This is a genomic window from Samsonia erythrinae (genome assembly GCF_004342665.1).
Taxonomy (GTDB): domain Bacteria; phylum Pseudomonadota; class Gammaproteobacteria; order Enterobacterales; family Enterobacteriaceae; genus Samsonia; species Samsonia erythrinae.
The window spans coordinates 245,702-270,423 of record NZ_SMBY01000004.1 but is presented as its reverse complement, the minus strand read 5'-3'; the positions used below and the strand labels follow the sequence as shown (position 1 = coordinate 270,423).

Genomic DNA, 24,722 nt, shown 5'->3' with positions numbered 1-24,722 from the left:
GCAGACAATAAATACGGTGGAGCCTTTTGTGATTCCACGGGTATCCCTGCCGTCGCAGAACCTGGTAAAGCTTCGGAAAACCGTATCGTGGGTATCGTTCAGCCACCGCCTGCAATGCGGTAATAACGGGCTCATCACGCGTGGTATCCGGGCGGTAATGGTAAACCGTTCTGCTCAGATTGAGACTCCGGCAGGCCTGACGGATACTGAGTCCGAACGTCGTTATCAGATGAGTGACCAGCTCACGCTTAAAGGCTGGTTTTAAAGCTTTTTTTCGATAACGTCTTTCAGCGCCCGGTTCTCAAGGCTAAGATCGGCAAACATCTGTTTAAGACGCCTGTTCTCGTCCTCAAGATCCTTGATCTTTTTAATATCAGAGGCTTCCATGCCACCATATCTGGACTTCCAGTTATAGTAGGTGGCCTCAGAGATACCGGCGTCCCGGCAGACATCTTTAACGGTTCGTCCGGCTTCAACCGACTTAATCACAGCGATGATCTGATGCTCAGTAAAACGGGCTTTACGCATAGCGATCTCCTTCGTTGGCAGATTGATTATGCCGGATGATCTCTAAATGTGTATGGCACGATTATGCGGGATACTTACAGTGCTATTGCCGTTAAATGCAAGATACTTCCTTTTACACTAAGGGAGGTCATGGAGGGTATATCATACTGCTACATGCAGGCTTGTGATAAAACACTCCAAAAAAAAGAGGTATTCAATCAGGTGTTGAAGAAGGCGCTGAAGGAAAATGCTTATCCGCTTTCCGCTGATACCTGGAACATCGAAACACTTAATGAAGTTAATGTCATCGCAACCACTATCAGTGGTATTAATGTCCTTGCTGTTAAAGCAGATTTCTTTAAGGCAAATATTAATGGTGATTTAAAGCAGATCACAGCCTTGTTGACCAGGCAGGACCGTTTATTTGTGGATACAGGCGGGAAGTCCACAAGGCAGATCAGCTGTGGTGGGCAACGTCTCAAACGTCGTTACTGCTTAAAAGTCTAAAAATAAAAATTATGGTCTGCCTACGGGTAGACCATATTTTTCAATAACCTTATTTCGTGAATACCGTAAGAAAAATATGCCATTGATAGTGTTTTTTAAGAACTAGTTAGCGATGGGCGCTTCTGGCTGTGAGTTTTCTAATTACCCCGCTTAACTGAACCTTAGAAGTTAATCAAAGCGATATTACCAACTGAACGATGTATCTAAGATTAGGTGCAGGTCACTACCACCTTTAAAAATAGGGGGGGGGGGGGAGGGGGCCCCACACCCTTAATGACCTGTTTTTATATTGATTATGGTATCGCGGTATGGACTAACTCGATACCTAATTTATGCTCAATAATATTCAAATTCAATTCTGCAAGTTCGAAGGCTTTTTCATGTGAATCAGCAACTGTGATAAATCGACCTAATAGTTCATGTTCTTTAACTCGAACGTCTGCATACATATTGTAGTTTACAACATTATGAATGCTGTCTTGCACGATATTATCAATGTCAGAAATGTTGAAGTTTTCCTGTATATTACTCTCTTTTCTGGCAATCACACGACGCACCATAGCGACGCTATTTGGTATCGGAAGTGGTTTATCTAGATTGACTCCTAGAAAAATATTAATCATCCAAGCTTCAATTTTTTCACCTGTGATTTTTTTATAAACCGAAGGCATTACACCTCCCATTAATCGTGCATTTGCTTCAATTAGTATTGGACCTCTATGTGGAGTAATCATCAATTCGATATGGAATACACCGAGAGTCAATCCCAACGCACGGCAGACATTTTCCGCATACTCAAAGCAACGCTCCCTCTCATCATCTGCAAGTTTTTCCGGCATTGTCACCCCCATAGGGATACATTCATCAATGTCTGTATTGAAGCGTCCTGAGCACATAAAGCGAAAGGCCCGTTGGTTTCTCAAGCCAATTTCTACCGAAACAATTTTTCCGCGAAGTACTTCTTCTACCAAGACTCCACGTTCAAATATTTCACGAAGTTGTCTAGGCTTTGATTTTCCGGCATCTAATACAGATTGTGCAGCTTGTGCGAGCATAATCGGGTCATTAGCCACAGATACTTGAATACTATCAAGCCCGCTAGGTGGCTTTACAACTACAGGATAGCCAATTTCGTCTGCTGCTTTTAGTGCGTCTTCAATGGAGTTGACTAGCCTAAACTGTGCATTAGCCAAGCCCGCATCGGCCAAGGCTTGACGGCTCAAATCTTTATGCCGGGCAAGTTTGACCCCTGTTGATGGTGTAGACGGAATGCCCAATCGTTCAAAAACCACGGCAGAAGTTTCAATTGCCCCATCGCATTGGGAGATGCCAACATCTGCAGGATATAATTCAACATGCGGTGCTAGTGCTGTGTAGACGAGCTCTTGATCTGACGTGACAGGTACCTCAATAATAAAATCTACATCATTCAAAACCGCGCGAGTTTCAGGTGTATCCTGAAAGAACGCATAATCACGACTTTTCACGAAGGTCACTTGGTGACCCATCGCTTTTGCACATGCAATGGCAGCAATACCACTTTCATTTGAATCGATAAATATTATATGCGCCATAATGTTTCCTTCCAGTTAAAGCATTGAGGTCGTTACTAAAATTTCTAGTCGTTATTTTGTAATTTAGAGCATTCCCAGTGCGATAGCGCATGCGTAAATGCATGGGCAGTCTCTTCAATAGATTGGTGACGCAGCATGGTGTAATGGTCAGCGCTTACAGGAAATATGTCTACTGTCTGCTGAGTGAGCAGTGACCAACCATATACACCATCTTCATGTTCAAAGTTAGGATGCATGAACCTTTCTTCTTTCATTTGGTTATTATTGGCACGGATAAGACCTACAGGAATATCTATTGTCTGTCGGTTGTAGTTACTGGCTGCGTTGAGGTTTTTTTCATATACACTGAGACGCATCATAAAATCATTTTTGAGCATGCTTTCAGGAACAATATTCATTCGTAATAATGTCACCATAACTAATTGAACAGCCTCCTCCCTTCCCATATCAGCTAATTTTTTAATGTCCAGTGATTTAGGCATAGTGGTGCCCGCCTGAGTGAACAATGTTTTTGCAAATTCACAGAGCGCAAAAAGGAAATTATTTTCATGTGACATTCGATTAAAGGGTGCAGGAGTATCAAGGACGATAACTGGTCCATTAAAGGAACATGATTGCATTAATTTTTCACCTGTAATTGCAGCAAGCATTCCACCAAACGACCAACCTGCTATTCGGAACGAATTATTTTTACTGTGAGATACTATGCACTCAGCATAAAGAGATGATAGGTGGTCAATATCCCATTCCCTCTCATCCTCTAAGGAGGTTTTTAATGCGATACCATAAACATTATAGTCATTAGGTAATTTGTCTGCCAGTAATCGGTAAAAGTCGACCGTTCCATCAAGCGCATGTATCAAATAGATATTTTCTTTTTCTTGAGTTGCCCCCTGCTTCAGCGGAACAATCTCACACTGCAGAAATAAGGATTCGTTGTGATTGCCTGAACGTTCTCTTTTAGTCCCACTATGCAAAAAAGGTAATGACACTGCATCGGCGAGAGTTAAATCATACCCCAACTGCTGAGCTAATCCGGCGGTCGCTCGTGATAATCGAGCAGGTAATTGAATGTTTTTCCAGCCTTCTTTATAGTCGATTCTTATAGTGTCATGTGTTTGGAGATTAGGATCACCCAAACCATCTCGCATACGCCGACCACTATAAGGATGTAATAACGCATCTTGATAAGGAATATCAAGAAATGCACAGATACGTTTTGTTTCTCGTTCAGTATTTTCCAGAATATCTTCATATCGAATGAAGAGATACCGCTCGGAACTAATTGTAGAGAGGAATTGGGTGATATTTGAATTGCTACGATACCAAAGGAAATCCCCAAATTGCTGAGGCGATATCCCATCAGCCCCCATAAGTTTGTTAAAACGATTACGCATTACAGATTCGATAACAGAATAAGGATGCCTTACAAGAAAAATATATTTTGGATTATCAAAAATCATTTCTGCTTTGAGAAGACTCTCGTAATGATTGGCATTGCCAGGAGACTTATCTACTAACAAAGAGGGTTTCGCTTGGTCTGCTAAATAACGATACACCTTTTCTGTTTTCCAGTTTTCACTATTCATTTGTTGAACTTTGGCACTGGCTAACCCACGATTGCCTGCGGCAAGTTCTGTCAACGCAATTTCAATACCTTGATCGCGGTCTGGCGAATTTTCAAATTTAGTGCGTTGCTCCATATCCTCATAGGCAAGAAGATGTAATTCTGGAGGAGAGAAAAGATGTGTGTGCCCTTCTAGCATGACCCTTAAAAGCGTGGAGCCTGAACGAACGCTCGATAGTAGCATACAGACACCAGGAATTTTTTCTGGTGTTTGTGTTGAGTGAACCTTTTCTGTTTCACTTATTACCAGCGGTGTCATGGACTCAGTAAACGACTTCGCAAGTAGTGCCAGTTCATATATGCTCATATCCTGATCAATCTCATTCGGATAGAGTGGCGCCGAAAAAGCTTTACGAAAAGAATCAATTAGATCTGCGGTAATGCTCTTAAGTTGCTCGCGTGATAGTCGACTTTCTTCGGTAAGCGTTCCGCGTGGGAGGCTAAGGAGGGGCTCGATTAAATCGATGAGCCAGCGTTCAAGTGCTTGAATCTTTGCCGTGGTATCGAGTGTCTCAATTTCTTGGAGGAGAGACTGCTGACAACTGTTGTTTTGCATATCACTGTTTTCTTCAAGCCAGAGAATGATGTTGTTGACAGTCCTTAATTCAAGAATAGTTCTCACGGAGATTTTGAGATTAAGCTTGCGCCATAACGCGTTTGAAATTTGCAATGCCAATAAAGAATGACCACCTGCGGCTAGAAAGTCATCATGCGCCGTAAGTACATCACTCCCAAAAAACTTACGCCAGATATCCAGAATTTGTTCAGCCAGTCTTCCATCAAAGCTTTGTACTGCAGTACTAACTGAAGAAAGCGGGGCGCTGGAAGTAATGGGAGATACGACTCTTTCTAAAAGTATATCAGCTGGTATAGCGGGGGATTTATTCAAAACAGTCAAGCTGACAGAAGTTTTCTTTTCAACCCAGTGAGGTTTTCTCTCAAAAGAGGTTGTGGGGATTGAAGTACGCCTCCCTTTCGAGGACCCAGTCAGCGATGGAAATGCGACTTCCAGACCATGACACCATAGTTTCCCTAATGCACCCCGAAAATATGTCAAACCGTGTTGACGATCATAATTTGCCGGTATAAGTGGAACAGCATGTACAGGATGATCGGTATATTCCTCTTCAATAAGACTGCACAATCCGGCTCCGGGACCAATTTCAATAAAAAGAACGGATGCGTTATTCGCGACAGAGTTGACTACGTCATGCCATCTTACAGTTTGGGTCATATGCTTTTGCCAATAGCTTACATCAGAGACTTTTTTTGCCGTTAATGTTGATCCATCCAGAGCCGATATCACTGGAATCTTTGGATCTGTAAATATGATATGCTTAAGCATATCAACAGACATACCTTCCCCGGCACTCAGTAAGTGGGAATGAAAAGCTTTATCTGCATCTAGTCGTCGTGACGCTATATCATTTTGACTAAGCTGATACTCCAGTGCGTCAATATCTTCTGGCGAACCTGAAAATGTAATGAGTTCTCGCCCGTTAACTGCGGCAATACTAATACGTTCCGAAGTGTAAGTCTGTGCGACTTTTTCAGTAAGCGGCGCACTAAGCATCGCACCAGGAGGCGCTTTATCGATAAATTTTGCGCGCTCATTCACCATATCCAGCATCTGATGCAACGTAATCATTCCGGCACAGCATATGGCTGCATATTCGCCTAAAGAATGTCCCGCCAGCATATCTGGTCTTATTCCGTTTGCTTTAAGCATCTCAAAGACAGCAACTTCGAAGGCCGCCAGACCGGTATGGAGTTGTGTCGTAGTATAACTTGACGACTCGCGGGGCTGACCGAGCATCTGGAAGAATGCATCATCTTTTTTCGTATTATTAACAAGTGGGGAAGTTATTACCCAGTCAAGTGAGAGATTTAAGATGTCCCTAGCATAACGCAGGCTTTCATCAAAACTAGATCTAAAAATAGAATTGCTATGATACAAGTCGGCCCCCATGCCGTCATATTGCTGCCCCATGCCGGAAAACATGTAACAACAGTGTTCGTGTGGCATTGCCCGGATAGCCCAGTTTCTGGACTTCGGTAGTGCTTCAGCTGCAGAGGAGCATTCAGGCCATGTTTTTCCCACTAATGTTGTCCGGTATTCATAGGGGTGACGTCCACTATGTAGGGTATAGGCTGCATCCTGTAGCCTTATCGAAGGCGACTTGGCTGAAAATAGGCTAAATTCGGCAATTTGACGCTTAAGTCCATCCATAGTTTTACTACTGAAAACCAATGCTACGGGTTCATCAGTGGAGGAGCTTTTATCCTTAAGTATGGAAGGAACATACTGTTCGATCACAACATGTGCATTGGTCCCTCCCATGCCGATTGAACTTATTCCAGCACGACGAGGGGCCCCTCCCCAGACGGGAAACTCGACATTATCCGCAGATACATAAAATGGACTATTGTCTAAATTTAGGCTATTATTTGCTTGTTTAAAATGTAACGTACCCGGTATTAGCCCTCGCTCTACGCATAATACTGTCTTGATAAAACCAACAATGCCCGCAGCTGCATCGAGATGGCCAGTATTCCCTTTAACTGAGCCTAAAACACAACCTTGCTGACGTTTGTCACCTGCTTGTCTGAATGCTAGTTGAAGTCCTTCAACTTCAATCGGATCACCAACATACGTTCCACTGCCATGGGCTTCTACATATCCAATAGTTTCAACATCAATCCCTGCACTGACTATTGCCTCATAGATCGTTGAACATTGTCCATGAACGCTAGGGGCAGAAAAACCGGCTTTGTTATTACCATCATTTCTCACTGCCCATCCACGAATGACCGCCTTAATGGGATCACCGTCCCTAACAGCCTCGTCGTAGCGTTTGAGAACGACAGTCCCCACTCCATCACCAAACACTGAGCCATCTGCATATTGGTCGAATGGCCTACATATGCCTTTGGGGGACAACATCCCTTCATGCTGCGCGGTATAACCTCTGGGCCCTTTACCACTAACTGAAGACGCTCCAGCCACTGCCAAATTGCACCGATACTCAGTTAAGTGCTGGCACGCCATTGCGATAGCAGTAAGTCCTGAAGAACATGCGGTCTGGACTGTTAAAGCAGGCCCACTGAGACCCAGGTTGTAAGCCGTCCTCAGAGAGATATAATCAGAAGCAATAAAATCTGGGATTCCTTGTCCAGTCTCAGGTGAAAAATCAGCCATGACTTCGGGGTTGCTCATAAGATTTAGCAGAAAGTATTTATTTAATGAACATCCAGCAAAAATTCCAACATTTTCATTATCACAATTTAATGGGTCGTAACCAGCATTTTCGATCGCATTCCATGTGCTTTCAAGGAAAATACGTTGCTGTGGATCCATCAGTTGCGCATCTCTTGCCGTATATCCGAAAAACTGATTATCGAAGCAATCTGAATTGTTGAGAACACCAAAAGTAGGAACAAATGTAGGATCTTCGATCGTCTCCAGTTTGTAACCCGCAGATATAAGCTCTTCTCTCGAAAATCTACTGATAAGATTTTTTCTAGAAGTCAGATTACTCCAGAATTGTTCAATATCGTCCGAAGCGGGTGCCTGTAGTGCATAACCTATAACGGCGACTGCATCGTGATAATCATTCATATTAATTTTTTCCTCGCCAGTTGTCTTTTTTCCAACCTTGCATTAATAGATGTAATACTACTTGGTGTTGTTGTAATGACAGAGCAACCTTCTATGAAACATGCTAATTTCGAAATAGATGGATACTCAAAGAGCTTATATAAAGGAAATGTAATGTTTTGGGTTTCGACTAGATGCTGATAAAGTTCTGCAAGCATTAAAGATGTCAGCCCCAATTCAAAGAAACTAAAATCAGGATCTGTATTTAGCACACCCAACCGATTTTTTATGAGGAATGCTATCCTTTGTTCAGCAACTGTCATTTCCCGGCTGAGAGTAAGTGTCTCAAGACCCTCATGAGGAGAAGGCAGTTTTTTCCTATCAACCTTTCCTGAGGGGGTTAACGGCATTGCATCAATGAAGGTAATAAGTACAGGCACCATATAATCGGGAAGTATCTGCGCGATATGTCGTCTAATTTCAAGTTTGTTTAAACGATACCCTTTTTTATTAACAATCCAAGCAGACAATAACGGCTCATCTGCATTGGAACGCTGCCATATACCTACAGTTGCCGTCACTATCCCTTCAAATGTGGCAAGATTACCTTCTATTTCCGTTAAATCAATCCGATATCCTCTAAGTTTAACTTGGTGATCTTTCCGGCCTGAATGACACAACCCATCTGTATTTGAATAGGTAACGATGTCACCAGTAGCGTAAGATTTTTCAGTAAGTGGTTCGGCAATATGGGTAGGAATTTTTTCAGAGATATGTCCCCAAGTGGCGAGAAAAGGGCTGGTTACTCGAAGCTCACCTTCTTTGCCTTCGTCTGTGTCCGACGTCCGAATGTGGAACGTAAAACCAGGAATAGGGAAACCAACTGGTACTGTCACTCCCCCGCTATAGTCCCCAGCCCTGAAAATGTTTTGGCACATAAAACTGGCTTCAGTCGTGCCATAGCCATTGATGAAGATACAGTCGGCAGAGATATACTCAACCGCAGCCGTAACATCGTGAGCAAATACTGCTTCTCCCCCAAGTAAAAGAACACGTAAAGGAGGGACTGAACGGTGCGTTTTTAGGCTTGTGATAAGCTTTCGAAAGGCTGTCGGGGTAGAATGCCAGACGGTAACTTGATGCTGAACCAGCGAGTGAGTAATGTCATCAAAACCCATTTTCTTGGCATTCATTGTGATAACCGATGCACCTATACAGAGACCTGCATACAAATCGGTTACAGACGCGTCAAAGCAAAAGGAAGATATTAGGGATAATCGGTCGTTAGGGCTCAGTGATAAAGCATGAATATGATTTGTCACTTGTACCATGACATTACGGTGCGTCTGGAGTGCCCATTTAGGTGTTCCAGTTGAACCGGAGGTAAAAAGAAGATACACCGGGTCATCCAGAGAAATTGAGGGGAGGGGGGCCTTAGAAGCCGCAAATTCTTCTGTGTGCAAATTGATGAGCGTACAATCGATGTCATTAAGTTTTATAGCTAGATTTAGGTGAGCATCATCATGAAGGCAGCCACTAACAAACGCGGCCTGAAGCATCATGCGAAGACGAGACTCGGGATAGTCAGGATCAAGCGGTACATAGATAATGTTTGCGAGCATGCATCCAAGCATTCCCGTTACCATATCAATGCCGTGATCGCACAGAACGGCGACTCTTTCCCCTTTTCTAATTCCCTGGGCGATAAGATGTCTCGCCACTTTTTCTGCCTGTATTAATAAGGTATGGAAGGTATAGTTATGGTCATTCGAAATAATGGCAGTGCGTTCAGGCGTTCTATGTGCCGTGTTCCTTATTTGCTCAGCCAGTGTGTTCACTATGTGGACAGTCTGATTTCTGGTTATAGAGAACTCATCTTTGCTGTAATGCTGACTCAACTCATCTCTGACAGACGAGACGTTCTCAGAATGTTCAAGTATGCTTTTCGTCATAATAGGTGAGCCCTTTTGCTGAACTGTGATAAAACTAACTGAGGCTTCAGAATGCGCGCAGCCTAGGCTGATCACTGTGTCAACATGGCGGTAGCTGTAAAGTAAGATATTCTCGTTACGGGGCATTGTTACATCAACAGTGTGGGGTGAGCGGCTGAGGCCAACACCTGTAGCTTTGAGAAATGCTTCTTTACGGGTCCATAACACGAGACAGAGATGATCGCGTTGGGAGTCGGGGCATGCAAAAATTAATTTTTTTTCAGCCGCACTGCAAAATATATCGCTGCTTGAGTGAAGCGAACTACTATTCGACAACTCTTCTACATCAATTCCGATTGGATGAGAGGGGCATACAGCGATCGCTATAGTCCGTTTTGTATGCGACACGTTGAAGTAAACTGCTTTATGAAAACCGGCAGGTAGCCTTAGTAGCGGTTTTCCATAAGGAGAATAATCAAATCTGATAGCGTTAGCTGCTATGCCTGTTTGTTCGGCAAGAATTTGCCGCAGACGGCGTTTGGCATGAAGGTAAATCTGTCGTGTTTGTATGCACACGATCTCCTTGGCTACATCCAATTCATCCTGTGAGAGCATGCTGTAGTCCGGTGCATCATCAACGGCATTGCACAACCAAACGGTTACATTAGTCATCGCAATACACCATGAGATGTGCTGGCTCATCAGACGTTATCTCGCCCTTCCATTGAAGAAGCTGATGATTCCCATTCTGTTCAACGGGAACAAAACCGGCGAATGCATAAGTAATTTGCATTGGCAGATTGCGCTCCGTTCTCACTAATTCAGCCCATAAAGTATCCCCAGCTTGTAACGAAGCATTGATTAACCGCTGTAAGAATGGTTCTCCAATGCCGCGTGACATAACACGGCAGGACATTAGAAAAAGTAAAATAGTCCTTTTTTTATCTTCCTGATGAATCAGTGAAAGTCCGACGATACCGTAGCTGCCAAATTTATCCTCAAGACTAGCAACAAGGAGCTGATGAGCGGGTGATGATATAAATGATTCCAGCTCATCAAGACTGTAGGTATAACCTGTCGTATTGAGCTGGCTTGTTCGGTTGGTTAGTTCATCGGCACGCTGAAGATCTTTTACCGTAGCGTGTCGAATGCTCAGTTTGAGGTTCAGGCTTTTGAGAAATGCCTCAGGAGTACCTGAGAATTCAGATTCGAAAGATTGGCGAACTGCTTCATCTTGGTACATCCGTCGGCGTTGCCTAGCTTCGGCTGAAATTGTTTCTGGATTTAGGTCGCATCGGTCCAGCATCTGAGAAACATCAGCCCCATCTAGCGTTCTCACCTCAGGAAATGCAAATTCGACTTCTTCTCTTTCAAACGGTTGGTCATCAATGAAAAGGAAAGTATCAAGTGAAAGGTTAAGCCTTTCAGCGATTGTGCTTAACGAATGGGATTTGGCATTCCAATTGATTTGTGGTATCACAAAGAAATCAGCGATACCAAATTCAATCAGTTTTGTTAGGGCTGCCTGATGATCGTTTTTACTTACCACGGTCGAAAGAATGCCGCGCCTATCTAATTCGTTAAGAATTCCTGGGATTCCCTCGCGCAGACTCACTGTATCTTTTTCAGATAGGGTGCCATCCCATAGCGTATTATCAAGATCCCAAGCGACTATTTTAACGGGTTTATGACGTTTCATCTGTGTTGTCAGCTGTTGACGTGATAACGAGTCAGGATTCATGGATAAGGTTCCTCTAGGCTGGCCTGCTCAGCAATGAGAAGTGATAGAATTTGAGTAGAGCCCTCAATTATTTCATTTACTCTTGCGTCCTGATAATGACGAAAAACGGGTGAATCTTCTGCAATTCCTTTTGCGCCAAACAGCTGTACAGCATCACTGGTTCCTCGAGAACAAGCTTGAGAACAAAACTGCTTAGTAATACATGCGGTGACTGCGGCATTCACTTGATCCGCATCCATCTGGATAGCTGTTTTTTTAGTCAATGCCCGCCCCGCAGTTAGGTCAACGATTATCGAGGCGAGTTTTTCCTTTACTAACTGATGTTCGACAATGACCTGTCCTCCTTGCTGACGTTTACTAGCATAAACAGTGAGGTGTTCCAGGCAATCCTGCAACATACCTAGTGCACCGGATGCGACGGAAAGCCGTCCTAAGGTGAGTGCATCGGTTGCAATAAAAGGGAATCCGAACCCTTCTATTCCCAACAAAGCATCATGGTTGAGTTGGCAATTATCGAAATGGATATGTCCGAGCATTGATGCTCGCATTGACCTTATTCCTGAGATAGGCTCAACGTTAACCCCTTGAAGGTCGGCAGGCACTAGGAAAGCTGATATTCGCTCATCTGTGGTGCGCGCAAAAACCAAAAAAAGATTGGCAATAGTTGCAAGTGAAATCCATTTTTTATGACCATTTAACACCCAGCCTTCATCACTTCGGGAGGCCGTAGTGATCATTGCGCTAGGATCGCTTCCTGCTCTTTCCTCACTAAGAGCAAATGCAGCAAGCAATTGACCACTCACGAGATAAGGCAAAAAACGTTGCTTTTGTTGAAAAGTGCCCGATCGATTTATGCTAAATGCCACCATGCTATGCACAGTCAATAGTGAACGCAGCGAGGCACAAGAACGCCCCATTTCTTCATGTAGTGCTGCAATAACGTGCATCGACATCCCCAAACCACCAAACGACTCGGGTATAAATGGGCAAAGCATCCGTTCCTGAGAAATAAGCGATAAAGCGTGTTCACTTACATAGCCCGATTTATCATGCAATTCACCTGCCTCAGATAGTTGACTGCGACAAACAGAACGCCAATGCAGAAACCGATTTCGATCATTATCAGTCCATGTCATTATTGCACCCGTCGATATTTATTCTTGTGTATTAAAGCCGCTATATTATTTACAGTGCAAAAATTATCAAAATTCAAGTCCTCTGGAGCAAGAGCTTGACCAGATTCTTTTTCAGAAAACTTGACCAATTGAACGAGAAACATGGAGTTTATAATTTTGCTTTTTATTAAATGTACGTCGTAGTCAAGCTGCTGCAAATTTCTTTTGCTCTTTATGAAATCAACCACACTCTGTTTGATAGTATTCATTTCGTCACTCATAATTATAAAATCCTTGGCCACTTTTTTTACCTAATAAGCCTGCCGCCACCATCTTCTTTAACAGTTGGCATGGTCTGTACTTACTATCATTAAAACTTTCATAGAGAGCTTGAATGCTCAATAATATAGTATCAAGCCCTATTAAATCTGCTGTTTCAAGTAATCCCATCGGATGACCAAAACATTCAACAAACACACGATCTGCATCACTGGCTGAAGCTACGCCTTCCTGCACTAAAAAAATAGCTTCATTGACGGCAAGCATTAAAACGCGATTAGAAACAAAACCTGGTGCATCGATAACATCAATGACTTTCTTTCCTATTGAGAATAGGAAGTTACGTGCATCATCAAGACTCGTGGTAGAAGTGTGATATCCCTTAATAAGTTCAACGCTGGATTTAACTGGAACAGGATTCATAAAATGAATACCCAAGGTCTGCTGAGGTCGGTTTGTCCAAGAGCCAATTTCCGTGATTGGTATAGCTGACGTATTTGCAGCAAAAACGACATCCTCCCTACATGTTTTACTTATTTTATTATATACAAGCTTTTTTTCTTGGCGGTCTTCTGTGATATTTTCAATAATAAAATCTGTATCTGCAAGATGTTCAAGTCCCACATTAAGACTAATCCTGCCAATCACCGATTCAACGTCAACAACAGGCAAGCCAAACAAAGTTCTCATATGCAGGCTTTCGATAATACTATTTCTGCTTGTTTGTAAAATTGAATCTGAAGTGTCTATAAGAACAACATTCAGTCCATATACGGCGCAGGTTTCGGCTATGCCACGCCCCATGATACCAGCACCAATAATTCCTATATTCATAGTGAATTTGCCTTTAGGGTAATTGATTTATGCTGCACTGATTCTAAATCTGACAGTTCCCACATCGCATGATGAAAATCAGCGTCATTACTGATGTTAATAAATTTATTTTCTTCAAGCATTTCATATTGTTCGGAAAAGTAGGAACCTGATGCATGTATGACAACCTCATCAAACTCATTTATAAGCTGACGCTCAATAGCATTCATGACGCCAGTAAAAGCCATGCACATCGACCATTCCATTAATTTTCGAGGGTCTCCGGGAAGCATAATCCCGAATGGGGAAACCGTATTTCGCAATAGAGAATATTTTTCCAAGCATTCTGCTAAAGAAACCACAATGCCTGTCCCGCCATTTTTCCTTATGATCGTGTTCATCTCATTTGATGTCGGTGGGGCCTTTGTATAAAAAGTGGGCTCTAGGATTTCCGTCAAATCCAATACTTTAAGCGGAAAGTGAGGGTCACTATTTTGCTCTAAATAACCTGTATGTGAGTTAAGCCTCCATTCAGGCAACCCTTTGCGATCAAAGTCCCCTTTAAGCAGATTAAGAACCATATCGGAAGTAGCTAAATGTTGAACCAACAAAAATCCCGGCTTGTACTGTGGATTTTTTAATCCACTATTCTCAAGTACAGTGCAGCCAAGATTATACCCCAATAACCCATAAGCACTAGAAACAGCGTGAGCATGAATCCGGCGCTTTTCTTTTATTGGTGGACATGCTTCAAGTTCATAAAAAGCGCGCAACGCATCAGCTATCTTATAGTTACGAATATCAAGCGAATACCATAACCGTATATTCCGAGCTTTACAGTATAACTCACTGTGCTCTTCAATAAACTTTTTTGCCAGAACCTTTACATTATCTGTTTTGTCTCCGCGATACAGCATCACAGGGTTCAAACGCGCCAAATGAGAATTGATTGAAAGATCACCAGAACGAACTTTATGTTTTGCATTTTCAGGGATAATAATTGAAATAGATAGTTGGTCTGGTCTAACGAGTTGGCAACGAATCGCTCTTTCCACTGCGGCGCGGAGCGCTATTGCTTTATTTCCAGAGGATGGACAGACGATCATAATCGATTCGCCTGTTTTTCTGATATAGTGAACTGCACGAGCAACAATTAATAATGACGGGAATATTTTTGTTGTTCCACATATCGAGTTGTCCATTAAATTCATCAAATGAATTTTTTTTCCTGAAAACTCGCCTAGTGTAGCCCAACTTGCATATGCACAATCAAAGAATTCACGGACATTTTCATCGAGCTCTGGGAGATTGAATCCAGGCTCAAAGTGAACGTTATTAACAATAGGGTCACGACAATCAACGACGTGGTCAATAATTTCATTCAGTTGATCATACCAAGTTATTATAGGATTTTTCTTTCGACCTTCGTTATGATCATCGGCGTTATTTCTCATCATGTTAACGTTTTCCTTTTATCTGCATTTAAATAATGGGTAGAGTTATAGTGCTCTAATTTCATTGCGTAATGAAATAAAGTTTTTTGCAGTTTTTTCTACCATGTTAAGATTATTTAGTTTAATTTCATTAGGGAAGTCGATATTTAATGATCTTACTGCTGAGACAGCATTTTCGGTAAAAGACATTATTCCATCATCGATACATTCTATTCCATCAGCTTTTCCCGCTTGGATATTCCACTGAACAGCGTCTTTAACTGAGATATTCTCTGGCAATCGTAACTCTGCATAGCCTTCTCGTATTATTACAGGATATCCACCGGGCAGGCCAAAAACCCCTACTAAATGGTCATTACATGATATTCCAGATACAAGAGAGCAAAGAGTTTTAGCCGCGCTGTAGGCCCCTAAGCGGTTTATTTCTGAACGTGAGGTTATGTACATATGGTTAAGGTAGCGATTGGTCCAAGTGACCTCATGTCCATCAAGCCAAATGCGAGGTTGCACGTCCTCTGGTGCTTTTCGAGGTCCTAAATGAACATGATGCGCCAGCAATTGAGGATTAAAGTTCCCTTTAAGATCTCTTCCCTTCATGAAAGCAGCGATTGTACCAATATTTCCCACCCCAATGACTTTCCTGTGAGTAAATGAAGCGATTAGAGGATTAACAGCATCTGGAAAGCAGGCATTAACAACAATTGTGTCGGCGTTTATTTTATCTAGAGCAGATATATATCGGGCCGCTACTAACGTATGTAAAGGTGTTGATAATGCAAAATACAAGCTAATCAAATCGCTCCACTTTGAAATTTTAGTTTTTTTTTCATTAGGTGTTTGGAGTGAGGAACAGATGACAAGGTATTTAATGGCACATTTTGAAAGGCTTCTAGCAATACTGGAAACAGATTCGGTGTTCACCACACAGCTATGAATAACATGTTTGCAGCGCGATAAATGGTTTATGACACTTGCCTTATGAGAAAGCTCATCAAGCTTTTCTTGAGAACGCCCAAAGATAATAATATTTAGACTGACATCTGATTGGAAAATGATTCCTTCAATTATGGCTTGAGCGAAAGCACCTGTCCCTGCAATACAGATATCATAACTGGCCCTCATATACTTCCCTCCAGCTTATCAATTTTCGTGTCATCGAGTGTCAACTTGACCAGTATAATGACATATACATACAAATCAACTCATCGAAATTAGAATTTACGCTCTCTTTTTTTTATCAAAAACATATAGTTAAAGATAAATCGTTTTTTAATTCGAATTAAATTTACAAAAATAAGTAAATAAAAAATTTAATCACGGTAAGGGTTTGATTAAGTTTATCTTATGCTTCCCGATCCTTTACATTCAATATAAAAAACCAACACAATTATTATTACCTATGAGATTATCTGGGTTTTGAACTAGGCAATGCGAGACATTAAACAGATATAAGATTTTATTATCTTATGAAAGGTAACATTTAATTAACATTTGTGATGAACCACAATGTCGTGAGAAATGGAACTGGCCTCAGTTCGCTTTCCACTGATGGTCGTAATCAGCAAGAAACACGGTAGTATTCTGACTTCACAAAAAATTAATAAATTCAGTTATTTGTATCGAAAAACTCAACCTGTTAGTGGTGACGGTTTTGTTGAATAAATTATAGCTAGTCGACGGGATTGCTCCCGTTAGCCTACTAGTTATGCTATTCGTACGCTGTGTGGTATGACCAACAACGTCAACCTATTCAACTCCGTAACCATCACCTCACTGATCTAGGCATCATAGTCACGCAAATTTAGATGCCCCACCTGCGTGTTGATGCAGAACATAGAGATTTCTATTAATAAACGGCTGTAATATCGCAACTTATGTTTTCAAACATCATTACTGTTACTGCCGCTTAGATGCTAATTTACCGCAGCGTGATTACTTCACGATACTTTTCAGGCCAGTATTGCGATCCTTTTCTTGATGGGGTAAGCGGTCTGTTCTTCATCTCAGCAAAATTCCATGAAAGTAGCGTGTGTAATAAGCGCCGTCTGCCGAAACGTTTCTTTTTTTCCGTTAGGTCTGGTCAATCGGCCCAGACAGCGCCTGCGCATCTGTGGTTCCGACCTTCAGTGGTTGCCCCTAATCGCGTGCAGCGGCAGTTTACCGTTGTCCGGGCCAATTAGGCCTAGGTCACCGATATTGCTTATATACGATCTTGGCAGGGCTGATTGTATCTTGCGGTGTTTACCGATCCCTTATCCCGTAACGTTGTCGGCTGGTCGATGAAGGAGACGCTGTCAGGTGAACTGGCGCTGGATGCAATAATGATAGCCGTCTGAGGACGTAAACCGGACAGCGAGGTCATCGTACACAGCGAAAGTAATGATGTTGTATTAGTTTTCATCATAATTCTGTTTGCTATTTGTCCAGATTGATGTGATTACTGATACAGTGAAGACCTTCCCGCATACTGACTCACATAACGATAGACCTTATTGTCCTGCCTTGGACTGGTCGATTGCAGGAAGCCCATTCATGCGACGCTTTTCCTCACAGATAGGCGTGACCTTGGATCAGCCTAAAAGCTTGTTTCGTTACTATGCGGTCCGGGTTATCTGTCTTGAAATTCAACTCTTTTTCCTCACAGGGGCTCTGTCATGGCTGTTAAAGTTACTTAAGCCGCCGTTGCGAGTGGCGTGGATACACATAAAGATCTGCACGTTGCAGCTGTCTTGTAAAAGAACAATAAAGTCCTGCGGACCCAGTATTTCTTCACGACACGACAAGGTTACCAGCAGAAACTGGCATGGATAACCTCGTTTGAGGCATTTATAGCGAATTGGCGTTGAGTGCAAAGGTACCTACGGTTCAGGGCTGCTTCGCTATTTTCAGAGCGCCGGGTTAGAAGTTCTTGAGGTGACCGCGCCAGATAGGATGGAGCGACGCAAACGGGTAAAAGTAACACGATTGATGCTGAATTTGCCGCTTATGAAGCATTCTCTGGTATCAGGACAGTTACTCCCAAAACGCGTGATGGGATGATCAAATCTCTGCGGACATTAAGTAATTGCAAAAAAAGCAATATCAGCGCTAAGAGTCGCTCTACAGAATATCGATTCCAATATTACCTCTGCCCCGGATGAATTGCTTGAACAGCTCAGAAACATGACACACATCAAGCTCATCAGGACTATGGGATCTTAGGGGCTTGATGCCAAGGTATACCATAATCTTACAAACATTTATCGCATTGCATTAAAGTCCCTTGTTCGACGCTATCTCGAATTATATTACTATATCGCTGGTATGGATGTCATGATTGCGGCAATTGTGAACGAGATGACACCCAGCTAATTAAATGTAATGCCATTGGATACAAAAGCTTTTTACAATTGTCGAGCACTGCCGGAAATAATCCTCAAGGGTTAAGATCAGAATCAGGTTTTGCGGCGCTGTGTGGTGTCAGCCCCGTTCATGTCTCTTCTGAAAAACGCATCGTTATCGACTTAATCGGGGTGGACATTGTGTTGCAATTAGTGCACTTCGCATCATCGCAATCGGACGTTTACGTACTGACGATAAAACGAGGGGGTATGTCGCTAGGCAAGTAGTCGAAGGACATACAAAAATGGAAGCAATACACTGTCTGAAGCGCTATATGTTACGCAAAGTTGATACATCACTCCGTAACCCAAAGAGGCAGATCAACAGCGTCCCGATAACGGCTTGACTCTTAGAAGGGCGTACAAGGTAGCCAGTACGGCATTGACGATTGGCCGCGCTTCTGTCGGGCCAATAACATGGCACTCAGAATGAGCCGACGAGGTAACTGCTGGGATAATGTGGTGGCAGAGACGTTCTTCAGTTCGCTCAAAAAAACGCATCAGGAAGAGAATATACAAAAGCCGGAATCTGGCAAGTGCCGATATCTTAGATTATACCGAAGTGTCGTACAACCGGGCCTGGCGTCAAATTCATCTCGGTAGCGTCAGTCCTGAGGCCTTTAAACAGACCTCGTCGTGAGGGCTGAATTTGCCTAATGCCGTGTTACTCAGTCCAGTTGATGTGTTGATGCTAAAGCATTGCGGCACAACGTCAGGTATACTTTCTAGACATGTATAGTGGTGATCTCATTGAATTTGTTAGCGCAATCAGTAGTGAAAAAAACTCTATGTCTGTCTTATTTTCTGGGTATACTTCAGCCCTTAAGGGCTTGTTTTAGCCGCTCTTGAAAAGCGCAAAAATAATATACCTATCGCGGAAAATAATATAGCTACAGTTGCATTTAAGAAGAAGTCAGGTGAATAGGAAAAAGAATACGTGCTAATTGCACCGCCCACCGCGCTACATAACTGGAAACATGCATTCATTATACCGTTAAGTGTGCTTCTGTCGGTTGATGAAACACCTTTGAATATACTTGCAAAAATAATTGGACTCAGCACAGCTCGTATAAAAGAAAATACAGAAAAAATAATGCATTGAATAATTATAGAAAAAGGAAATAACGGCAAGCTGATCAGCGTAATGCTGTTAAAGATAAAAAGAATACCAAGCTTTATATTCCCGTGATTTTCCTCGTTAATTTTTAGCATATGAGCACTTACCGAACCAAGTAAACCTGAGATAGCCGTAACGGCAAAAAAAAATGCTAAGTTTTCAGGCTGCTGACTGTGATGCAATGTTAGCCAGAATGGATACATACCAAATATAGAATAGATGTAGATGCTAATGAATGCATAAGAAAAAAGTTTGTTCCTTACCTCTGCATGATTACATAGCACAACATATTTATGTAACATGCCGGAAAGTGTTATGGTGCGAGTTTCAATGTTGGAAAGGTTACAGGGTATATAGCACACAGTACCAACAAGGGTAATCAAAGCAAGAAAGCTAATGAAGATAAAGGGATAAAACCAAGAAATGAGTTCTCCCGTAACAATCCCCATTGGCAATGCAACAATCTGTGCAAATGAAGCCATTGCTTGGACCCATCCAATATATTTTACTCTTTCTTCTGGTGGAAAGTTATCAATGATACATGGGAATATTGATGCTCCGATCATTGGAATGAACAACCCTGACAATAGGCGCATTCCTATTAACATATATAAATTTATTGAAAAAACAGCACACAAAAATGTAAAAGCTGTTCCAATCGCCCCAAGGATAATAAACCTTTTACGTCCATGCTTATCTATGACTGGTCCATAAAAGAAATTGCAAAAAAACGCGGGTATAGAAAAGGCAGATATTAGTATGCTAATCTGAAAGTTAGTGCCCCCAAATTCTTTTTTTATTGCAGGGAGCATAGGATAAATAAATGATAAGTTAAAATTTATAATAAAATATGCAACACATAGAGTAATGATTAAACTTATCTTTCTCATTTATAATCGTCAATACCCAGATGAATGATGCAACCACTTTAATAAATGAGTTGCCGTTTATGTAATAATTACTATATTCAGCTTTTACTGCCTGAATTAGGTCGTCATCACAAGAAAAGAATTTTACTTCCTTTTTCTTCAATAAAAGCATTAAACCGACTGGCAATCTGCGGCAACGGCAAGTCAATTCGACCTAGAGGTTCGGGCCCTGGTTCTATAGTACAGTTCAATAAAGCGCTGAAACCACTTTTTATCGAAGATGCAGCCATTTCAAGTTCATAAGCGAAACTTTCCTCAGAGGGATTGAGATCTTTAACTAAACCATACCCTGCGGCTAGCGCAAATCCGCTAAGGTAGTCTACGCTGACAGGAATGTGTTGCCCCCCAGTAGAAGAATAGCTCGCGTCATTGGCAATTATATGCAGAATCTTACCGCTAGCTTCCTGTTCTAGAACCAAGCTGTGCAAGCCCATCAGCAATGCACCTTCCCCATCAACAATAACAGGACAGTGCGAGTTGTCACTTAATTGTGATGCAACGCCACGCCCGATAGCCGAAGCCATTCCCATACTTCCCACCATGTAGAAGTGGTTGACTGCCTCAGGTTTCAGGAGATATGCGATACGTGATGCATAACCTGTTGTAAAAATGATCGGATGTGATGCAAATTTGGTGATGACCATTTTAATAAGTTCATTCTTATTCATGGGCACCATCCAAAATATTCAGGTGAAATTAGGATAGCCATAGGTCCGTTCTGGTTTAGTTCGAATACAGCAATCTCGTCTGTAGGGGTGAGCAGCGAGATGATCGGAACTTTCCATTGCTCAAGTATAGAAGCAGTTACTTTACCCATTTCAGTATTTTCTGGGGTGGTGTCATTCCCAGTCCCCCTCAAACTAATGATCAGCACGACGCGTAATTTGAAGGGACAGATTAGCGACGCCATTATGTTTACACAGTTTCCAAAGCCAGAATTTTGCATGAATACAGCTGGATAGCCTCCAGCAAGTGCTTGGCCCGCAGCGTATGATAAAGCCGTATCTTCCCGTGATATCGTGATCAGTCGTTCTCTTTCATTTTGTGTATCAAGATATTTCCACAAAGGAGCGAGAATTCCACACGGAGTACCAACCTGTGAAGTGATCCCTACTTTATTTAGGGTGCCAGCTAACTGGCGGGCACGTTCAGCAGGTGGGGGCAATACAATGTTGTCTATAGTCATAGAAATGTAATGTCCTATTTTCTAGATCTTAATCAGATATTCAACAAAAATATTTTTTGTACATTACCACACGGTCCCTAGACACTAAAATTAACATAACATTAAAAATCAAGGTCGTAAATTAACAAGTGATAACATAAGTATTAATTTTCCTATATACCAACAAGTCAGGAGATTATGCCAACAGTGAGTCCAAGGTCTTATCAACTAATTTGCATTGCTATAACAGAGAGATAGCGACTTAAAACGACTTTGTTGAATAAGTCAAACATAGTCTACGGAATTGCTTCCATTAACATTTTGTTAATTCGCATATTTAGTCGATAACCCGGTTGACCTGCTACACGTTGATTAACACACCACTGCATCACCGTTTACTTAACTTCAGCGCAGCTTACCCATCCATCAAGCTTATTAGCCCATTCCTGCATCATCACTATACGCTCATCAAGATACGTCGCATGGTTGTATGTGCGGCGAACGTTGTTGGTATCAGCGTGCGCAAGCTGAGCTTCGATAGCATCAGGTCGATAGCCCAGCTCGTTTAACCGCGTGCTGCCTGTGGTTCGGGTTGCATGTGGGCTGTAAGTTCCGCTCCAGCCGAGGCTTTTAAGTAGCTGACGCAGCGAGTGTGATGTCATCGGGCCACGTGGGTTATCTCGGCCCGGAAAAAGGTGCTGCCGATGCCCGGTTAATCCTTGTAACGTTCTGAGCATTTTGACAGCCTGGGAGGGCAGGGGAATAACATGCTCCCTACGAGCTTTCATGCGTGTCGCCGGAATGGTCCACAGGGCGTTATCAAGATCGAATTCTGTCCATTCTGCTTCGGTGGCTTCTGCAGGACGCGCCAATGTCCACCACATAAGCCACATACAATAGTTAACCTGATATGAGCCGCGACCGTTATCAAAACAGCTTAATAGCTTCCCGATTTGCTGTGGACTCAATGCCTGTTTATGCTGTGTCTTATTGGCGGGGAGGGCCTTGCGCACAGGCCATACAGGATCGCTATCTGCTCTGAGTGTCGCTACCGCGAGCTCGAAAATCGATGAAATAGTCCGGCGGGCTTCAGCGGCAACGGACGGAGCGCCGCGCTTAGCCGTTTCCTGAAGAATTTTTAGAATGTGATGCGGGGTTATTTCCCTGACAGGGAGCTTACCTATTGCGGGGAAAACCACACGCTTAAGCATATCTAATCGCCGCGTTTTGGTGATTTCGGCCCAGTCTTTCATCTGCAACCACTCTTTAGCGACTAGCTCAAAGGTGTTGGAAGCGTCATTGACCTTGCGGATCTTATCTAACTGGCGAGCCTGAGTAGGGCTAACTCCATTTGCGACTTGTTTACGCGCTTGCTCGCATTTCTCGCGAGCTTCGGCAAGTTTAACCGTCGGGTACTCACCCAGCGCAAACATGCTGGATTTACCGTTAAGTTTAAACCGATAGCGCCACGCCTTTTTGCCATTAGGTTTAACTTCAAGGTATAAGCCATTGAAATCGTTGAGACGATAGAGCTTTTCTTTCGCTTTTGCTGTACGGCATTGAATATCAGTGAGCATAACGATTCCTTGTATATTTATTATACCGTTATTGTACTCACTAAAAATAAAGATGGAAGTTTGATGTACTCACCTGCGTACTCATTTTTGACTGCGCTTCTACGAAATCATTTGAGACGTTATGAAACGAAAAATCCACGCAAGTGCGTGGATTTAATCATTTTTTGTGAAAGCCATGAGATTGAATGAAACCTCATAAGACAACAAATTTTGTTTAGACGTTAAACAGGAAGTTCATCACATCACCGTCTTTTACGATGTAGTCCTTACCTTCTGAACGCATTTTCCCTGCTTCTTTTGCACCTTGCTCACCCTTATAGGTGATGAAATCTTCATAGGAGATGGTCTGTGCGCGGATGAAGCCTTTCTCGAAATCGGTGTGAATTTTACCTGCCGCCTGTGGCGCGGTTGCGCCGACAGGGATCGTCCATGCACGAACCTCTTTCACGCCTGCGGTAAAGTAAGTTTGCAGATTCAGGAGTTCATAGCCCGCGCGGATAACGCGGTTCAGCCCGGGTTCCTCCAGACCTAATTCTGCCATAAATTCTTCGCGATCGGCATCATCCAGTTCTGCAATATCTGACTCCACGGCCGCACAGACGGCGACGACGACAGAACCTTCCGCGGCGGCGATTTCACGAACTTTATCGAGATAAGGGTTATTCTCAAAGCCGTCTTCGTTGACGTTGGCGATATACATGGTGGGTTTCAGCGTCAGGAAGCTCAGGTATTTGATGGCGGCTTTATCTTCGTCGCTTAAATCCAGCGAACGCAACATACCGGCTTTTTCTAACTGCGGCAGACATTTCTCCAGCGCGGCCAGTTCAGCTTTCGCATCTTTATCGCCGCCTTTGGCTCTCTTCTGCACGCGATGAATGGCGCGTTCACAAGTGTCGAGATCGGATAGCGCCAGCTCCGTATTGATCACCTCAATGTCATCAGCCGGGTCAACTTTGTTGTTGACGTGGATAATGTTGTCGTTCTCGAAGCAGCGTACAACGTGGCCGATCGCTTCCGTTTCACGGATATTGGTCAGGAACTGGTTACCCAGACCTTCCCCTTTGGACGCGCCTTTTACCAGACCGGCGATATCAACAAATTCCATGGTGGTGGGGAGGATGCGCTGCGGCTTCACAATTTCAGCCAGCTTATCCAGACGCGGGTCGGGCATTGGCACCACGCCGGTGTTCGGCTCAATGGTACAAAACGGGAAGTTGGCCGCTTCGATGCCGGCTTTGGTCAACGCATTGAACAGAGTGGATTTACCGACGTTAGGCAGCCCGACGATACCGCATTTGAATCCCATGTTTATATCACCTTAAATAACTTATTAATCAAGCAATTATATTGCCTGAACGGTCAGAATGAAAATATTACGGCCGATTATACACGGAATGGGGATTTATCT

At 42.9% G+C, this 24,722-nt stretch carries 15 protein-coding genes and 5 pseudogenes; 4 read left to right on the top strand and 16 right to left on the bottom strand.

Annotated features, from left to right (window positions below; genetic code table 11):
• Positions 1-528: pseudogene (locus EDC54_RS09715) on the bottom strand (transposase); the annotation flags it as partial.
• A gap of 129 nt (positions 529-657) precedes the next feature.
• On the opposite strand from EDC54_RS09715, the gene EDC54_RS09710 reads away from it, so the two are divergent.
• Positions 658-1,014, top strand: a complete 357-nt coding sequence (locus tag EDC54_RS09710) for a hypothetical protein (protein ID WP_132455614.1) — start codon at positions 658-660, stop codon at positions 1,012-1,014.
• Positions 1,015-1,307: 293 nt separating this feature from the next.
• Here the strand turns inward: EDC54_RS09710 and EDC54_RS09705 are convergent, their stop codons facing one another.
• The 10 genes and pseudogenes from EDC54_RS09705 to EDC54_RS18055 all read right to left on the bottom strand — a co-directional run.
• On the bottom strand, positions 1,308-2,588 hold the full coding sequence (locus tag EDC54_RS09705) for an ATP-grasp domain-containing protein (RefSeq protein ID WP_132455612.1): 1,281 nt from the start codon (positions 2,586-2,588) through the stop codon (positions 1,308-1,310).
• 44 nt (positions 2,589-2,632) lie between these two features.
• Positions 2,633-7,834, bottom strand: a complete 5,202-nt coding sequence (locus EDC54_RS09700; RefSeq protein WP_132455610.1) for a type I polyketide synthase — start codon at positions 7,832-7,834, stop codon at positions 2,633-2,635.
• Positions 7,831-10,416, bottom strand: coding sequence for an AMP-binding protein (locus EDC54_RS09695; RefSeq protein WP_165904293.1), 2,586 nt, complete (start codon positions 10,414-10,416; stop codon positions 7,831-7,833). The genes EDC54_RS09700 and EDC54_RS09695 overlap by 4 nt, the downstream gene beginning before the upstream one ends.
• Complete coding sequence (locus tag EDC54_RS09690) at positions 10,409-11,485, bottom strand: HAD-IIIC family phosphatase (protein WP_132455606.1); 1,077 nt, start codon at positions 11,483-11,485, stop codon at positions 10,409-10,411. Before EDC54_RS09690 ends, EDC54_RS09695 begins: the two co-directional genes overlap by 8 nt.
• Positions 11,482-12,621 carry an acyl-CoA dehydrogenase family protein gene (locus tag EDC54_RS09685; protein WP_132455604.1) on the bottom strand — a complete coding sequence of 380 codons (1,140 nt, stop codon included), beginning with the start codon at positions 12,619-12,621 and terminating at the stop codon, positions 11,482-11,484. Before EDC54_RS09685 ends, EDC54_RS09690 begins: the two co-directional genes overlap by 4 nt.
• Positions 12,621-12,881 (bottom strand): hypothetical protein, encoded by a 261-nt coding sequence (locus EDC54_RS09680; RefSeq protein ID WP_132455602.1) that lies wholly within the window; start codon positions 12,879-12,881, stop codon positions 12,621-12,623. The genes EDC54_RS09685 and EDC54_RS09680 overlap by 1 nt, the downstream gene beginning before the upstream one ends.
• Entirely contained in the window at positions 12,874-13,713 is an 840-nt protein-coding gene (locus EDC54_RS09675) for a 3-hydroxyacyl-CoA dehydrogenase family protein (protein WP_132455600.1), read from the bottom strand. Before EDC54_RS09675 ends, EDC54_RS09680 begins: the two co-directional genes overlap by 8 nt.
• Positions 13,710-15,149, bottom strand: a complete 1,440-nt coding sequence (locus EDC54_RS09670) for a DUF6002 family protein (RefSeq protein WP_132455598.1) — start codon at positions 15,147-15,149, stop codon at positions 13,710-13,712. Before EDC54_RS09670 ends, EDC54_RS09675 begins: the two co-directional genes overlap by 4 nt.
• Positions 15,150-15,191: 42 nt before the next feature.
• A complete protein-coding gene (locus EDC54_RS09665) occupies positions 15,192-16,268 on the bottom strand; it encodes a hypothetical protein (RefSeq protein WP_132455596.1) in 1,077 nt (358 codons plus the stop codon).
• Positions 16,269-16,849: 581 nt separating this feature from the next.
• A pseudogene (locus EDC54_RS18055) lies at positions 16,850-17,264 on the bottom strand (IS5/IS1182 family transposase); the annotation flags it as partial.
• Between EDC54_RS18055 and EDC54_RS09660 the strand changes: the two are divergent.
• The 3 pseudogenes from EDC54_RS09660 to EDC54_RS09650 all read left to right on the top strand — a co-directional run.
• Positions 17,261-17,479 (top strand): annotated as a pseudogene (locus tag EDC54_RS09660) (IS3 family transposase); the annotation flags it as partial. The pseudogenes EDC54_RS18055 and EDC54_RS09660 sit on opposite strands and share 4 nt — an antisense overlap.
• Positions 17,480-17,839: 360 nt before the next feature.
• Positions 17,840-18,873, top strand: a pseudogene (locus tag EDC54_RS09655) (IS110 family transposase).
• A 16-nt stretch (positions 18,874-18,889) separates the two neighbouring features.
• Positions 18,890-19,166, top strand: a pseudogene (locus EDC54_RS09650) (IS3 family transposase); the annotation flags it as partial.
• A 182-nt stretch (positions 19,167-19,348) separates the two neighbouring features.
• Here EDC54_RS09650 and EDC54_RS09645 read toward each other — a convergent pair.
• From EDC54_RS09645 to ychF, 5 genes are all read right to left on the bottom strand, one after another.
• Entirely contained in the window at positions 19,349-20,533 is a 1,185-nt protein-coding gene (locus EDC54_RS09645; RefSeq protein ID WP_132455594.1) for an MFS transporter, read from the bottom strand.
• Positions 20,534-20,640: 107 nt separating this feature from the next.
• Complete coding sequence (locus tag EDC54_RS09640; protein ID WP_165904292.1) at positions 20,641-21,240, bottom strand: thiamine pyrophosphate-dependent enzyme; 600 nt, start codon at positions 21,238-21,240, stop codon at positions 20,641-20,643.
• On the bottom strand, positions 21,237-21,758 hold the full coding sequence (locus EDC54_RS09635; RefSeq protein WP_132455590.1) for a thiamine pyrophosphate-binding protein: 522 nt from the start codon (positions 21,756-21,758) through the stop codon (positions 21,237-21,239). The genes EDC54_RS09640 and EDC54_RS09635 overlap by 4 nt, the downstream gene beginning before the upstream one ends.
• A gap of 374 nt (positions 21,759-22,132) precedes the next feature.
• Complete coding sequence (locus EDC54_RS09630; protein ID WP_132455588.1) at positions 22,133-23,314, bottom strand: tyrosine-type recombinase/integrase; 1,182 nt, start codon at positions 23,312-23,314, stop codon at positions 22,133-22,135.
• A 214-nt stretch (positions 23,315-23,528) separates the two neighbouring features.
• Positions 23,529-24,620, bottom strand: a complete 1,092-nt coding sequence (ychF, locus tag EDC54_RS09625; protein WP_132455586.1) for a redox-regulated ATPase YchF — start codon at positions 24,618-24,620, stop codon at positions 23,529-23,531.
• Between the last annotated feature and the right edge of the window lie 102 nt (positions 24,621-24,722).

Bases quoted from the DNA above. Each gene is read 5' to 3' on its own strand.
- EDC54_RS09700 (WP_132455610.1), bottom strand. From the start codon at position 7,834: ATGAATGATTATCACGATGCAGTCGCCGTTATAGGTTATGCACTACAG.
- EDC54_RS09640 (WP_165904292.1), bottom strand. From the start codon at position 21,240: ATGAATAAGAATGAACTTATTAAAATGGTCATCACCAAATTTGCATCA.
- ychF (WP_132455586.1), bottom strand. From the start codon at position 24,620: ATGGGATTCAAATGCGGTATCGTCGGGCTGCCTAACGTCGGTAAATCC.
- EDC54_RS09690 (WP_132455606.1), bottom strand. From the start codon at position 11,485: ATGAATCCTGACTCGTTATCACGTCAACAGCTGACAACACAGATGAAA.
- EDC54_RS09705 (WP_132455612.1), bottom strand. From the start codon at position 2,588: ATGGCGCATATAATATTTATCGATTCAAATGAAAGTGGTATTGCTGCC.
- EDC54_RS09645 (WP_132455594.1), bottom strand. From the start codon at position 20,533: ATGAGAAAGATAAGTTTAATCATTACTCTATGTGTTGCATATTTTATT.
- EDC54_RS09680 (WP_132455602.1), bottom strand. From the start codon at position 12,881: ATGAGTGACGAAATGAATACTATCAAACAGAGTGTGGTTGATTTCATA.
- EDC54_RS09685 (WP_132455604.1), bottom strand. From the start codon at position 12,621: ATGACATGGACTGATAATGATCGAAATCGGTTTCTGCATTGGCGTTCT.
- EDC54_RS09630 (WP_132455588.1), bottom strand. From the start codon at position 23,314: ATGCTCACTGATATTCAATGCCGTACAGCAAAAGCGAAAGAAAAGCTC.
- EDC54_RS09665 (WP_132455596.1), bottom strand. From the start codon at position 16,268: ATGAGGGCCAGTTATGATATCTGTATTGCAGGGACAGGTGCTTTCGCT.
- EDC54_RS09670 (WP_132455598.1), bottom strand. From the start codon at position 15,149: ATGATGAGAAATAACGCCGATGATCATAACGAAGGTCGAAAGAAAAAT.
- EDC54_RS09695 (WP_165904293.1), bottom strand. From the start codon at position 10,416: ATGACTAATGTAACCGTTTGGTTGTGCAATGCCGTTGATGATGCACCG.
- EDC54_RS09675 (WP_132455600.1), bottom strand. From the start codon at position 13,713: ATGAATATAGGAATTATTGGTGCTGGTATCATGGGGCGTGGCATAGCC.
- EDC54_RS09635 (WP_132455590.1), bottom strand. From the start codon at position 21,758: ATGACTATAGACAACATTGTATTGCCCCCACCTGCTGAACGTGCCCGC.
- EDC54_RS09710 (WP_132455614.1), top strand. From the start codon at position 658: ATGGAGGGTATATCATACTGCTACATGCAGGCTTGTGATAAAACACTC.